This is a genomic window from Roseibium sp. JB4-4 (assembly GCF_055693425.1).
Genome location: NZ_CM146333.1, coordinates 2,635,835 through 2,648,554, shown reverse-complemented (window position 1 = coordinate 2,648,554; position 12,720 = coordinate 2,635,835). Strand labels below are relative to the sequence as shown.

General features: G+C 55.3%; 15 protein-coding genes. 14 read left to right on the top strand and 1 reads right to left on the bottom strand.

What is annotated here, in order from left to right:
• Positions 1–6: 6 nt before the first annotated feature.
• The 10 genes from cueR (at position 7) to ptsN (ending at position 7,279) form a co-directional block, all read left to right on the top strand.
• Positions 7–432: a Cu(I)-responsive transcriptional regulator gene (cueR, locus tag ACZ1HV_RS12295; protein WP_298964972.1), complete on the top strand. Its 426-nt coding sequence runs from the start codon at positions 7–9 to the stop codon at positions 430–432.
• Entirely contained in the window at positions 429–857 is a 429-nt protein-coding gene (locus ACZ1HV_RS12290) for a c-type cytochrome (RefSeq protein WP_472718233.1), read from the top strand. The genes cueR and ACZ1HV_RS12290 overlap by 4 nt, the downstream gene beginning before the upstream one ends.
• 10 nt (positions 858–867) lie before the next feature.
• The gene (locus ACZ1HV_RS12285; RefSeq protein WP_298982961.1) at positions 868–1,323 is read left to right on the top strand and encodes a c-type cytochrome; all 456 of its coding nucleotides are present in this window, start codon (positions 868–870) and stop codon (positions 1,321–1,323) included.
• 125 nt (positions 1,324–1,448) lie between these two features.
• A complete protein-coding gene (locus tag ACZ1HV_RS12280) occupies positions 1,449–2,069 on the top strand; it encodes a ribonuclease D (RefSeq protein ID WP_298817838.1) in 621 nt (206 codons plus the stop codon).
• A 51-nt stretch (positions 2,070–2,120) separates the two neighbouring features.
• Positions 2,121–2,777 carry an LPS export ABC transporter periplasmic protein LptC gene (gene lptC / locus ACZ1HV_RS12275; RefSeq protein ID WP_298817840.1) on the top strand — a complete coding sequence of 219 codons (657 nt, stop codon included), beginning with the start codon at positions 2,121–2,123 and terminating at the stop codon, positions 2,775–2,777.
• A complete protein-coding gene (locus ACZ1HV_RS12270) occupies positions 2,774–3,349 on the top strand; it encodes an LptA/OstA family protein (protein ID WP_298982960.1) in 576 nt (191 codons plus the stop codon). The genes lptC and ACZ1HV_RS12270 overlap by 4 nt, the downstream gene beginning before the upstream one ends.
• A 111-nt stretch (positions 3,350–3,460) precedes the next feature.
• Complete coding sequence (gene lptB / locus ACZ1HV_RS12265) at positions 3,461–4,228, top strand: LPS export ABC transporter ATP-binding protein (protein WP_298817941.1); 768 nt, start codon at positions 3,461–3,463, stop codon at positions 4,226–4,228.
• A gap of 89 nt (positions 4,229–4,317) precedes the next feature.
• Positions 4,318–5,877: an RNA polymerase factor sigma-54 gene (gene rpoN, locus ACZ1HV_RS12260; protein ID WP_472718232.1), complete on the top strand. Its 1,560-nt coding sequence runs from the start codon at positions 4,318–4,320 to the stop codon at positions 5,875–5,877.
• A gap of 286 nt (positions 5,878–6,163) precedes the next feature.
• Entirely contained in the window at positions 6,164–6,751 is a 588-nt protein-coding gene (hpf, locus tag ACZ1HV_RS12255; protein ID WP_298817845.1) for a ribosome hibernation-promoting factor, HPF/YfiA family, read from the top strand.
• Positions 6,752–6,811: 60 nt separating this feature from the next.
• Positions 6,812–7,279 (top strand): PTS IIA-like nitrogen regulatory protein PtsN, encoded by a 468-nt coding sequence (ptsN, locus tag ACZ1HV_RS12250; protein ID WP_298817847.1) that lies wholly within the window; start codon positions 6,812–6,814, stop codon positions 7,277–7,279.
• An 81-nt stretch (positions 7,280–7,360) separates the two neighbouring features.
• On the opposite strand, the gene mdoH is transcribed toward ptsN, so the two are convergent.
• Entirely contained in the window at positions 7,361–9,169 is a 1,809-nt protein-coding gene (gene mdoH, locus ACZ1HV_RS12245; RefSeq protein ID WP_472718231.1) for a glucans biosynthesis glucosyltransferase MdoH, read from the bottom strand.
• Positions 9,170–9,258: 89 nt separating this feature from the next.
• Between mdoH and ACZ1HV_RS12240 the strand changes: the two genes are divergently transcribed.
• The 4 genes from ACZ1HV_RS12240 to ACZ1HV_RS12225 are packed head-to-tail and all read left to right on the top strand — an operon-like array spanning position 9,259 to position 12,580.
• A complete protein-coding gene (locus tag ACZ1HV_RS12240; RefSeq protein WP_472718230.1) occupies positions 9,259–10,299 on the top strand; it encodes a zinc-dependent alcohol dehydrogenase in 1,041 nt (346 codons plus the stop codon).
• Positions 10,300–10,343: 44 nt separating this feature from the next.
• The gene (locus tag ACZ1HV_RS12235; protein ID WP_472718229.1) at positions 10,344–10,742 is read left to right on the top strand and encodes a 6-pyruvoyl trahydropterin synthase family protein; all 399 of its coding nucleotides are present in this window, start codon (positions 10,344–10,346) and stop codon (positions 10,740–10,742) included.
• A gap of 6 nt (positions 10,743–10,748) precedes the next feature.
• The gene (locus tag ACZ1HV_RS12230; protein ID WP_298964997.1) at positions 10,749–11,801 is read left to right on the top strand and encodes a glycosyltransferase family 4 protein; all 1,053 of its coding nucleotides are present in this window, start codon (positions 10,749–10,751) and stop codon (positions 11,799–11,801) included.
• Positions 11,798–12,580 carry a class I SAM-dependent methyltransferase gene (locus ACZ1HV_RS12225; RefSeq protein ID WP_472718228.1) on the top strand — a complete coding sequence of 261 codons (783 nt, stop codon included), beginning with the start codon at positions 11,798–11,800 and terminating at the stop codon, positions 12,578–12,580. Before ACZ1HV_RS12230 ends, ACZ1HV_RS12225 begins: the two co-directional genes overlap by 4 nt.
• Positions 12,581–12,720: the final 140 nt, after the last annotated feature.

The window sequence follows — 12,720 nt, the reverse complement described above, 5'->3', positions numbered from 1 at the left end:
GATCAGATGAATATCGGATCAGCAGCTGAACAAAGCGGGTTACCGGTCAAGACCATCCGGTATTATGAAGACATCGGACTGGTGCTCCCGCAGCGGAGCGAAAACGGCTACCGGGAATTCTCAAATTCTGATCTGGAGAGGCTGAAATTTCTTCAAAGAGCGCGAAGCCTCGGATTTTCAATAGAAGAATGCCGCGAATTGCTCTCGCTTTATGGCGACAGGAACCGTGCCAGTGCGGACGTCAAGAAACTGACACAGGCCAAGATCCGTGAGGTGGACCGCAAGATTTCGGAGCTGAAATCGCTGAGACGGGTTCTCTCCGATCTTGCAGAGGCCTGTCACGGCGACAATCGGCCCGACTGCCCGATAATTGATGATCTCGCGGGGCAGAGTACTGCAGCGATGGGCACTTTCAAGGAGAAGGGGAAGTGAAAGCGCGGACGATGGCAGTTGTCGCGGCCGGTTTTGCGCTCATACTGGCGTATACCCTCGCCACTCTATTCATAGACAAAGGTGATCACGCAACTCCGGCGCAAGGTATGCCGATGGTCACGATCACCGTTCCAGAGCTGTCGGAAAACGCCGTAGAAGGACAAAAACTGTTTCAGGAGAACTGTTCGGTGTGCCATGGCGACAATGCTGTTGGCAGAGAAGGGTTCGGCCCGCCTCTCGTTCACAAGATTTACGAGCCAGGTCACCACAGCGACGGGTCATTCTTTGTTGCGGCCAAGCAAGGGGTCAGAGCGCACCACTGGTCGTTTGGTGACATGCCTCCGGCGCAAAACACCAGTATGCGGGACGTTGAGAGAATTGTGGTCTTTGTTCGGGAGCTTCAACGCGCGAATGGAATCCACTAGGAGGGAATGGATGAAATTGGGACGAACAGGAATTGCCCTTCTGGGCACTTTGGTTGTCGCGGGCACGGCACTTGCGCATACCGGCGCAACGGGAATCGTCAAGGACCGCATGGATGCAATGTCTGAAATCGGGGATCAGGTGAAAGCCGTCGGCACCATGTTAAAGACCGGAGCACTGGACCTGCCACGGGTTTCGGAAGCCGGAGAAGTGATTGCAAACCACGGTGGCGCGGCCATGGTGAAGCTCTTCCCGGAAGACAGCCTGCATCCGCCAACAGAGGCCAGTCCTGCGATCTGGACGGAATGGACGAAGTTTCAGGCACTCGCCGACGATCTTCGGAGCGCTGCGTTGGCTTTGAAAAGCACTGCGGATGAAGGCGGTGACAAGTCACAAATCGCCGAAGCCTTCGGCGCGCTCGGCGAAACCTGCAAAAGCTGTCATCAGGCGTTTCGCATCAAGAAGTGAGAGCAGGGTTTCCCCGGCGGAATTCGATCGAGCAACCAATCCGCTTGCCACACGTCTCGCCATGTTTTACCTGACGGTCAACACCTTGATGCTTTGGCCGTTTGGGCGACAGGAGACAATTCGAAATGACTATCCGTTACCACAGAGGGGATCTCCCTGATCTGAGCGCTTATGAAAAGGCAAGTGCAGTAGCGGTCGATTCCGAAACGCTTGGCCTCAATCCTCATCGTGACAGGCTGTGCGTTGTTCAGCTTTCACCCGGCGACGGATCTGCAGATGTGGTTCAGATCGCGCGCGGTCAGGCCGATGCGCCCAACCTTGCCGCGTTGATGACGGACCCGTCTAAACCGAAGATTTTTCATTTCGCCAGGTTTGATGTTGCGGTGTTGAAGCACTATCTGGATATCCGTGTGTCGCCTGTCTGGTGCACCAAAATTGCGTCGAAGCTGGTGCGTACATACACAGATCGTCATGGATTGAAGGACATTACCCGCGAGTTGCTTGGAGTGGAGCTCTCCAAACAGCAGCAAAGTTCCGATTGGGCAGCAGAGACGTTGTCGGATGCACAATTGGCCTATGCGGCTTCCGATGTGCTCTATCTGCATGACCTGAGAGATCGGCTCCTGGCGATGCTCAAGCGGGAAGAACGTGAACACATCGCCAAAGCGTGCTTTGACTTTTTGCCGACGCGTGCCGAACTTGACCTAAAGGGATGGGAAGACAACGACATCTTTGCGCATTCCTGATATTTCCGGCTCCGCCTGACAGGCAGAGCTCGCGACAAACCGGAGACTTTTTTGACCGCAGTCACAGAATTCCCTGCAGTAGCCGCTCCCAGGCGAAAGCCCAGCAAGGCACAGCGCGTTGCGAGACGGCACAGTCTGATGGTGCGCATCTTGCGCTGGCTGCTTCCGGGAATGGGTCTTCTTATCCTCGGGGGGATGGTCGCGCTTGTGGTCCTGTTCAATTTTCTGAACAGTTTTGGCGCAGCCAACATGATGCTGACAAGCGAAGGTCTGGTGATGGATCACCCGGAGCTCTCAGGTCACGATGGTGAGCGCTCCTACAAGGTGACTGCGAGCAGAGCCATTCAAAGATTGAGTGACCCCCGGATCATTGATCTTGAAACCATACGCGCTGACATTGTGCTAAGCGCTGATGAAAGTGCGGAAATTATTGCCTTGAAAGGCACATACAACAACGCGGCGGAAACGCTGCGCCTCTACGAAGGTATCCAGCTGGAGTGGAGCGAAGGCTATACGGTGGATCTTTCTGAAGTTCAGGTGGACCTGAACAACGGTGCCCTGTCCACGTCGGAGCCCATCTCGATCCGTTCCGACCAGGGTCACGTTGTTGCCGGTAAGCTTTCTTATGATCAAAACAAGGGTCTCGTCCGGTTTTCGGACGGCATCAAAATGACGCTCAATCCGGCTGCTGAGGACGGGAACCAATGAAATCTCTCAAACTATTCGCGATCGCTGCTATGTCCGTGCTCTTCGCCAGCGCTGCCGGAGCGCAGACCTTCTCTGACGCATTTGCAGGGTTCGGATCGAATGATGGGCAGCCGATTGAGATCGAAGCAAGCGAACTTCGGGTGGAAGACAACAACAGCACCGCGACATTTGTCGGCGATGTGGTTGTCACCCAGGGCGAAACCAGCCTCAAAACGGAACGGCTAAAGGTCTTCTACGCGGGCTCTGCCAGCGACAAGACAGATGAATCGGCCGTCCAGCAGAAGATCTCGCGCCTGGAGGCCGCCGGTGGTGTCTTTATCGCCTCCAAGGATCAAACGGCAAAGGGTGACGCGGCGAGTTTCGATATGAACCGCGAAATCATGGTCATGACCGGCCGGGAAGTTGTGCTCAGTCAGGGTCCTAACGTTGTGGTTGGCAACAAGTTGACAGTCAATCTGAAAACGGGGCAGGCAAATCTGACTGCTGGTCAGGGCAACGTATCGGCGGAAAGCGGCGGCGGGAGTGGCCGGGTGAAGGTCCGAATTCTACCTAACAGCGTAGAAGGCAATTGAGTTGCTCGCTTATCTGACTCGACAGCTCCCTTCTCAGCACTTATGTGAAGCTGCGGTAAGGATCGGACGGACGGCGCATCGGTGAAAAAAACCTCCACGGAATTTGACGACTTGACGGTTGGTGCGCCGGGGCAGCGTGGCGAGGACGAGGATCTCTCCCGTTCTCTGGTCGTAGACGGTATAGGCAAGACCTATGGCCGGCGGCAAGTTGTCAAATATGTGAGTTTGACGGTTAAGCCGGGTGAAGCGGTTGGTCTTCTTGGTCCTAACGGCGCCGGCAAGACCACGACCTTTTACATGATCACAGGGCTGATCCGGCCTGATCAAGGCCAGATTTCCCTTGAAGGGTTCAACATAACCCGGATGCCGATGTATCGGCGCGCACGTCTCGGTATCGGGTATCTGCCGCAGGAAGCTTCCATTTTCCGAGGTCTGACTGTTGAGGAAAACATTCGGGCCGTTCTTGAAGTGATTGAGCCCAATCGGCAGAAACGGCGTGAAGAGCTGGATTCTTTGCTTGCGGAATTCGGCCTCACGCACTTGCGAAAGTCACCAAGTATCGCTTTGTCCGGTGGTGAACGCCGGCGTGTCGAAATTGCACGTGCGCTGGCCAGCCGCCCGTCCTTCATGTTGCTCGATGAGCCTTTTGCCGGCATCGACCCCATCGCCGTTGGCGACATTCAGCAACTTGTGCGGCATCTGACACAGCGCGGGATCGGTGTTTTGATCACCGACCACAATGTGCGTGAAACACTTGGGCTTATTGATCGGGCCTATATTATTGCCGCAGGCGAGGTGCTCACAGAAGGCCTGCCGCAGGAAATTGTCACCAATCCAGACGTGCGCAGGCTCTATCTGGGTGAACAATTTACGCTTTGATGACTCGTGACCCGCTAGGTTATACACTCGGTCTGAAACGAATAAGCAAAAAGCAGACCACTTCGGTAACGCGGGCACCCTAGAAGCAGATGGCCATTTCAACAAAGCTGGAGATGCGACAAAGTCAGTCGCTGATCATGACGCCGCAACTGATGCAGGCGATCAAGCTTTTGCAGATGTCCAATCTCGATCTTGTTGCCTATGTCGAAGCTGAGCTGGAACGAAACCCGCTTCTGGAAAAAGGTGAAGGCGAGGCAGGCGAACAGGGAGCTTCCTCCGAGCCTGTCCTGGAAAACGCGCAGGACGCCAGCGTCAACGCTTCCGAGGGGTTTGACGGCGCAGGTGACGAGCCAAATAGTGGCGACTGGATGCAAAGCGACCTTGAAACGGGGTCGGAAGCGATCGCCTCTCGAATGGACACCGATCTCGGCAACGTTTTTCCAGATGAGCCCGGGGTTCCGGCCTCTCCGGATCCGGCCCTTCTCAAGACTGGCGACAGTTACAAGAACGTCAGCAGCGGCGGTGCCTCGGAAGACTACAACCTGGAGGCATTCGTTGCCGATGAAGTGTCTCTCGGCACGACACTCGAAGAGCAGATGAACCTTGCTCTCAGTGACGAAGCGGACAAGTTGATTGCCGGTCACCTGATCAATTCTCTGGATGAAAACGGCTATCTTTACATCGACCTTGGCGAAGCCGCGGAGCAACTCGGAGTTGATGTCGCCAGGATCGAGAGCGTGCTTGCGGTGCTCCAGACCTTTGAGCCGGCAGGCGTTTTTGCACGGGGTCTCGCCGAGTGCCTGAAACTGCAGTTGATCGACAAGAACAGGTTCGATCCAGCTATGGAAGCGCTCATTGAGAACATTGAACTGCTTGCCAAGCGGGACCTGCCGGGCCTGAAAAGAATCTGTAGTGTTGATGACGAGGATCTCGTCGAAATGATTGCCGAGATCCGTGCCCTGGATCCCAAGCCTGGCAGTGTATTTGGCTCTTCTTTGGTTCAACCGGTCGTGCCGGATGTCTTTGTCAAAAAGGCAAATGACGGGACCTGGACGGTGGAACTGAACTCCGACACCTTACCGAAGGTCCTCGTCAACCAGACCTACTACGCACGGATCGTAAAGACGGCTCGGGACGAGACGGAAAAGGAATACCTGACGGAATCGCTGCAGACCGCCAACTGGCTGGCCAAAAGCCTCGACCAGCGGGCCAAGACGATTTTGAAGGTATCGACGGAAATCGTGCGCCAGCAGGACGGATTTCTGACTTATGGCATTGAACATCTGCGTCCACTCAACCTGAAGACCATCGCTGAAGCAATCAGCATGCATGAATCGACTGTCAGCCGCGTGACGTCCAACAAGTACATGGCGACATCGAGGGGCATTTTCGAGCTGAAGTATTTCTTCTCCTCTGCAATCTCCGCAACGGTTGGCGGTGATGCCCATTCCGCCGAATCTGTCCGCCACAGAATCAGGCAAATGATCGACGCGGAAGACCCGAAATCGATCCTTTCCGACGATACGATTGTCAAAATTCTGAAGGGTGATGGCGTCGACATTGCCCGCAGGACAGTGGCCAAGTATCGCGAGGCGATGAAAATCGGATCGTCGGTACAAAGGCGGCGTGAGAAAAATGTCCGTCTATGATGCTGGTGACGATATGTTGAAGCCTTCGATTGTTGCAATTTTCAAAATGAACCTGACGGTTTCACTGAAACAATACACTGATTACACACAGTAGTTCGGCAATGATTGCTGGCCGTATTGTTATTAATTGACTCTTTGAGCTGCCGCAATTATAGGACCGCCCTCATGAGTTAAACAGGGGATGGCGCTTCGGCACTGACTGGTCCATTCTGTACGCTTGAAACGTTACGCGTTTCAGCATCGGCAGAGGGCCGGTGTATCAGACAATACAAAAGAAGAGGTCCCCATGGCTTTGCGGATTTCGGGTAAGAATGTTGATGTGGGCGATGCACTGCGCGAGCACATCACTGACCGAATAGAGGACGCCTTATCAAAGTATTTCACAGGCGGCTTCACAGGCCACGTCACACTCAGCAGGGAAGGTAACGGCTTCAAGTCAGAATGCAGCCTGCATCTGGACACCGGCATTGTGCTTCAGGTGTCCGCACAGGATCAGGATCCGCGAAACAGTTTTGACGCTGCTGCTGACAAGATTGAAAAACGTTTGCGGCGCTACAAGCGCAAACTGAAGGACCATCACGGCCACACTGGCAATGGCCGGGAAGCTTTTGAGGCGGCATCCTACGTTCTGGCGTCCCCGGACGAGGACGAGGAAGTGCCGGTAGACTTCAATCCACTTGTGATTGCAGAAACCTCGGCAAAGGTGAAGACAATGACTGTCGGAATGGCGGTCATGGAGCTTGATTTGACCGAAGCACCGGTTGTCCTGTTCAAAAATGCGGCAAATGGCGGTGTCAATGTTGTTTATCGCCGGTCCGATGGCAATATTGGGTGGATAGACCCGGCACTGGTGGCCAATGAGGCTGCCGAATAAAGATGCGGACGGGACCGGCTTCCAGCTGGGAGCCGGTTTCCGAAAACTGTAGGCGATAGTATGGATCTTAGTGATCTTCTGGGTAAAGACGCAGTCATTGCCGGACTGAAAGCGAAGAGCAAGAAACAGGCAATTCAAGAGTTGTCCGCAAAGGCAGCGGAACTGACTGGTCTTTCCGAACGTGAGATTTTCGATACGCTGCTTCAACGCGAGCGTTTGGGCTCGACAGGTGTTGGTCACGGCATCGCGATCCCGCACGGCAAGCTGACGCGTCTCGACCGACTGGTTGGCCTGTTCGCCAAACTGACGAAACCGGTCGATTTTGATTCCTTGGATGACCAACCTGTCGATCTTGTTTTTTTGCTGCTCGCGCCAGAGAGCGCCGGTGCTGACCATCTGAAGGCACTGGCACGCATAGCGCGCCAGCTTCGGGATGTTGACGTCACCCAAGGCCTGCGCGCATCCGGTGATGCGGAAGAGATTTACGGACTGCTGACCCAGACGATCGCTTCGTCCAACGCGGCTTGATCCATCTGAAATAGGCTGAAACGAAAAGGACCGGCTATCCAGCCGGTCCTTTTCGTGTTCGATTGCGGTGGTGTCTCGACCTCAAGCTTCTGCTGGTTTGGCGTCTGCCTGGACAAGTCCCTGCTGCTGGTCACCAGGAGGGACCTGGCCTTTGGTGAGTGCCGGCAGATGCAGGTCGGCGAGTTCCGGTGGCGGAGAGGTTTCCTCGGGAATGCGCCACAAGGTGGACTGAATTGCAAGCTTGCCCAATGTCCGGGTTGAAGTGCCAACCGCAATGACTGATGCCAGCAATGGACCGACGGCGACCGGAATCACCGGCCAGACGAGCCCGATCGGTTGACCGGTCAGCCAGAGAAGTCCAGCACTACCGAAAACCGTTTGCGGCCAGAGTTTCTGAAGTGCGAGGGCAACCGGCAACCGGCGGACACCGCGGGCCTGGGCACCCCATCCGATGGTTTTTCCGAACAGCAGGCCACCCATGAAGAGCGTATGGGCAACGGCCATCACCGGAGCGATCATCGCCGAATAGAGGATTTCGGCTCCAACGCTGAGCAGCACACGCACGGGGCCGCCAAAGGCCTTGCGCAGGTCTGCACGGGCAAGCACATCGGCAACCGTTGCAAGCTTGGGTGCAAAGACCATGGTCAGCACCGAGAAGAAGAGCAGTGCACCTGTATCCGGGCGATAGGGCATATAGTCAGTGACTATGCCAAGGACCGCCGCCGCCGTCATGAAGCCGATCCAGGCCGGAGACCCAAGGAACATCAATATGGCGAGAGCCAATTGCGCGCGGCTGACAGGCTTGAGATCCGGCATGCTCAAAAGCCGACGATATTGCAGGTTGCCCTGACACCAGCGCAGATCCCGGCGGATGAACTCCAGAAGATGAGGCGGATTGACCTCATAGCTGCCGGTTTCGAGCGGCAGCACCCGGACTTCGTAGCCAGCACGCCGCATCAGGACAGCTTCCACCTGGTCATGCGACAGGATAGCTCCGGAAAGAGGACCGTTGCCGGGCAGTTCGGGCAACCGGCAGTGTTCCTTGAACGGCTTCAGGCGCAATACCGCGTTGTGACCCCAGTACGGTCCGCAATCGCCTTGCCACCAGGCGCTTCCAATTGTGTAGGAGCGCATACCGAGCCGCATGCCGAACTGGAAAATGCGTGCAAATGCGCTGTCGGTCGGCAGGCCGACCACGAGACTTTGCAGGATGCCTACATTCGGGTTGGCTTCCATGCGTCTGACAAGTCCGGTTATAGCTTCAACGGACATGAAGCTATCGGCATCCAGCACCAGCGCGAAATCATGCTGGTCGCCCCAGCGATCACAGAAGTCTTCGATGTTGCCTGCCTTGAAGCCCTTGTTGTCGGTGCGACGCCGGTAAACAACCTCCATCTGGCCTTCAAAACGTTCGGACAGGCGGGCCGTCAATTGCTGCTCCTGCAGCGCGATGTCGTCCATCGAGGTGTCGCTGAGAACGTAAAGCGTGAAGTTCTCGGCCTGACCCGCGCGGATCAACTGGGAGACCATGGCACTCAAATTGACTTCAAGGCTTTCCGCGTCTTCATCACGCACACAGGACAGCAGTGCGGTGGAGCTTTTCAGGCGTGCGCTCGGGTCACCATGATCGATCGGACAGACGGCCTCAACTGGGTTTTTCGAAAGCCGCATGATCGAAAGGCCGATAACTGCATTCCAGAAACCGATGATCGTCCAGGGGAGCGTGATCATGAAACAGGCGAGAATGAACAGATCAAGCGCCGAATAACCGCCAGGTGACAGGGTCACTGTCATAAGCGCCGCGAGGCCCACAAAGCTCACGATAAGAAGGAAAGAGAACACAATCCGTCGCGTTGTCATATTCGCGGCTGTTTTTTCGGAAATAGACATGTCAGAGACCTGAAACACTTATTTGAATTCCATTCACGGCAATCATCGCAATAGTGCGCATGTCAAAATGTCCTAATGTTGACAGAAGCATGGCGAATGAGAGAGGACTTTATTTCATGAAGGGCGATCCGCTGGTGACCGCGGTCACACGTACGCCAAGAGCGCTTTGGTATGCTGGTCGGGAGCGGTGTACGCTCGAAGGTGTGACGATTGCGGCGTTGCGATCGGACGACGTGCGTATTCAAACTCTCTTTAGCAGTGTGAGCCGCGGCACAGAAGGACTGGTCTTCCGAGGCGAGGTTCCCGAAAGTGAATGGCAGCGCATGCGCGCGCCTTTCCAGGAGGGGGATTTTTCTTTCCCCGTCAAATACGGATATGCCAATGTCGGCAGGGTTCTGGAAGGCGATCCCGCGCTTGAGGGGCGTATCGTTTTTTCGCTCTTTCCACATCAAAGCGATTTCACTCTTCCATCCGGTTACTGTGCTCCCATTCCTGACGCTGTTAGCGCGGAGCGGGCGGTTCTCGCCGCCAATATGGAAACGGCACTTAACGCTATATGGGACGGAAAACCATCACCTGGGGATCACATCTGCGTGGTCGGCGCGGGAGTTGTCGGGCTTTTGACTGCATACGTTGCGTCTCGTCTGCCCGGATCAGTGGTGACGGTTATTGACACCAACGGCGAGCGGGCTGCCATTGCGGAAGTCCTTGGATTTGGGTTTGCTTTGCCGGACGACGCACCAGCCAACCAGGATCTTGTATTCCACACAAGTGCGTCTTCTGCAGGCCTTGAAACGGCCTTGAAGGTCTGTGGCGATGGTGCCTCCGTAGTCGAGATGAGCTGGTATGGAACCAAGGGCGTTCAGGCACCATTGGGCGCCGATTTTCATTGTCGCCGGTTGAAACTCATCTCAAGCCAGGTCGGAACCATTCCAGTCGACCGGCAAGCGCGCTGGTCTTATCGCCGCCGCCTGGAGACGGCGCTCAACTTGCTTCAAGATCCAGTGCTGGACGTGCTGATAAGCCATCGTATAAGGTTCGATGACTTGCCTGAACAGCTTCCCGATTTGTTGAACAAAGCGTCAGATGTGCTGGCCGCGCTCGTCGTTTATGACGGTGCGACCGGCTAAATTCCTTTCGTCTCACTTACCTCCACACTTTCAGGACTATCGAAATGTTTGCAGTTGAAGTTCGCGACCATGTGATGATCGCCCATTCGTTCAAGGGAGAGCTGTTCGGCCCGGCTCAGGCGTTGCATGGCGCAACATTCGTTATCGATGCGGCGTTTCTGGCCGACAGTCTCGATGAAAACGGTGTGGTCATCGATATTGGCCGTGCGCACGAAGCCTTGAAGGAAGTGCTGGAACCTTTGAACTACAAGAACCTCGACGAAGTTCCAGAGTTTGAAGGCATCAACACAACGACAGAGTTTTTGACAAAGCACATTCACGATCACCTTGCCAAAGCAGCACGCAACGACAGACTTGGCCGACGAGGTGCTGAACTTGGTACGATCCGTGTAACCATTTCAGAATCGCACGTGGCACGTGCCTGGTACGAAGCCAAGATCTGAGTACCGATGAAAAGTCTATGTTTCGCCTATCCGGGTGATCTGGAAACACCAACCGGTGGTTACGGTTACGACCGGCAAATCATCGCAGGTCTGAAGCGTGACGGTTGGGATGTTGATCTTGTGCCGCTTGGAGACGGCTTTCCGTTTCCCGACAATCAGACATTGGCGACTGCCAAGAAGCGCTTGAATACGCTTCCTGACGGTTGTTTGGTGGTCGTTGACGGCTTGGCCTTTGGTGCTATGCCCAATGCCGCCAAGGAGCTGAAGAACCATTTGGAGCTGGTGGCACTTGTTCATCATCCCCTTTGCCGTGAAAACGGTTTAAGCAATTCTGAGGCGCAAGCGCTGGAAAGCAGCGAGCGGGAGGCGCTATCCAACGCACACCATGTGATTGTCACCAGTCCGGCCACCGGCGATCAGGTATCCGATCTCTTCGACATTGAGAAGAAGAACATCAGCATCGTTTTGCCTGGTACGGAGTTGCCCGAACTGCGACAGAAAAATGCGCAGACACCAGTCCGCTTGCTCGCGGTTGGTACACTGGTCTACCGCAAGGGGTATGATCTGTTGCTGAAGGCGCTGTCCGACCTGAAGCAATTTGACTGGCAGTTGGATATTGTCGGTGGCCTCACGGCGGATCCTGCCTGCGTGGATGACATTCAACGTCTCGCGCGGGACTTGGATCTCGACGAACGGCTGGTTTTTCACGGTGCCTTACCTTCCGAACGGCTGAAGGAATTCTACCAGTCTGCTGAAGTCTTTGTTCTTGCCAGCCGCTATGAGGGGTATGGGATGGCCTATACCGAGGCGATGGCACACGGACTTGCTGTCATTGGAAGTGGCGGTGGTGCCGTTCGGGACACGCTGCCACAAGGTGCTGCACTCTATTGCCCTCCGGAAGATGTTGCGTCCTTGCAATCGGCCTTGGAAAGCCTGATCACCGATCGGGATCTGCGCCAAGCGCTATCCATTGGAGCGCGACAAGCTGCAGAAAAGCTCCCGAGTTGGCGCGATGCGTCTGAAAGGTTCTCGCAGATACTTCAAAGGATTTCAAAATGAGTGGATTTTCATCGCATTGGCTGGCGTTGCGGGAGCCGCTCGATTTGGCCGCCAGAAACACCGTTGTGGAGCAGGCCTTTTTTGCCGCTCTGCCCACTTCTCAAGTTCATGTTCTCGACCTTGCCAGTGGAGCAGGTTCAACCGTTGCCGCTTTGAACGACAAGTTTTCAGCGCCTGTTTGCTGGAAGCTGACCGATTTTGATGAGGCGATGTTGGACGTGGCATCGAGCCGATTTCAGGGCGAACTCAATGTGCAGCAGATCGATTTGCAGGCCGATCTGGAGAAGTTGCCTTTTGATCAATTCGACGCAATCACCACCTCGGCGTTTCTGGATTTGACCTCCAAAGCGTTCCTGGAACGCCTGGTTGATAAGGTTGTCGAGGCCAGGAAGCCGTTTCTGGCAAGCCTGACTTATGACGGTCGGACTGATTTCTCTCCCGGCCATGACCTGGACGAGGATCTTCGTCAGGCGCTCAACCGGCATCAGCAAACCGACAAGGGGTTTGGTCCTGCGCTTGGACCGGAGGCTGCCAAGGTGGCGATCGAGCTGTTCAAGGCACGTGATTGCCGCGTCGTACAAGGCACCTCAGACTGGCTGACAGGAGCTGATTCCGGAGACTTTCAGCTCGAATTCCTGAGCGGATGGCGGCGGGTTGGCCTCCAGGTTGGACTTGACGCTGAGCGCTTGGAAAGCTGGTGGCAGGACAGGCAGCGCAGGATTGGCGAGGCTCAGCTGCGCGTCATGGTGGGGCATTTGGATTTTGTGGTTCTGCCTTAAAACCACCATTCCCAGATTACCTTTCAGCGTATGACCTTCGTGAGGCGGCAGTTGGTGAATGCCATCGTGAAGTGAGGCCGGTCCAGTTAATCTGCCGGTAAGTATAAAACCAACGAATTCGCGGATATGCGTGTTTTTCG

Excerpts from the sequence above, each read along its gene's own strand:
- cueR (WP_298964972.1), top strand. The coding sequence starts at position 7 with ATGAATATCGGATCAGCAGCTGAACAAAGCGGGTTACCGGTCAAGACC.
- ACZ1HV_RS12285 (WP_298982961.1), top strand. The coding sequence starts at position 868 with ATGAAATTGGGACGAACAGGAATTGCCCTTCTGGGCACTTTGGTTGTC.
- ACZ1HV_RS12280 (WP_298817838.1), top strand. The coding sequence starts at position 1,449 with ATGACTATCCGTTACCACAGAGGGGATCTCCCTGATCTGAGCGCTTAT.
- ACZ1HV_RS12270 (WP_298982960.1), top strand. The coding sequence starts at position 2,774 with ATGAAATCTCTCAAACTATTCGCGATCGCTGCTATGTCCGTGCTCTTC.
- rpoN (WP_472718232.1), top strand. The coding sequence starts at position 4,318 with ATGGCCATTTCAACAAAGCTGGAGATGCGACAAAGTCAGTCGCTGATC.
- hpf (WP_298817845.1), top strand. The coding sequence starts at position 6,164 with ATGGCTTTGCGGATTTCGGGTAAGAATGTTGATGTGGGCGATGCACTG.
- ptsN (WP_298817847.1), top strand. The coding sequence starts at position 6,812 with ATGGATCTTAGTGATCTTCTGGGTAAAGACGCAGTCATTGCCGGACTG.
- mdoH (WP_472718231.1), bottom strand. The coding sequence starts at position 9,169 with ATGTCTATTTCCGAAAAAACAGCCGCGAATATGACAACGCGACGGATT.
- ACZ1HV_RS12240 (WP_472718230.1), top strand. The coding sequence starts at position 9,259 with ATGGCGAATGAGAGAGGACTTTATTTCATGAAGGGCGATCCGCTGGTG.
- ACZ1HV_RS12235 (WP_472718229.1), top strand. The coding sequence starts at position 10,344 with ATGTTTGCAGTTGAAGTTCGCGACCATGTGATGATCGCCCATTCGTTC.
- ACZ1HV_RS12230 (WP_298964997.1), top strand. The coding sequence starts at position 10,749 with ATGAAAAGTCTATGTTTCGCCTATCCGGGTGATCTGGAAACACCAACC.
- ACZ1HV_RS12225 (WP_472718228.1), top strand. The coding sequence starts at position 11,798 with ATGAGTGGATTTTCATCGCATTGGCTGGCGTTGCGGGAGCCGCTCGAT.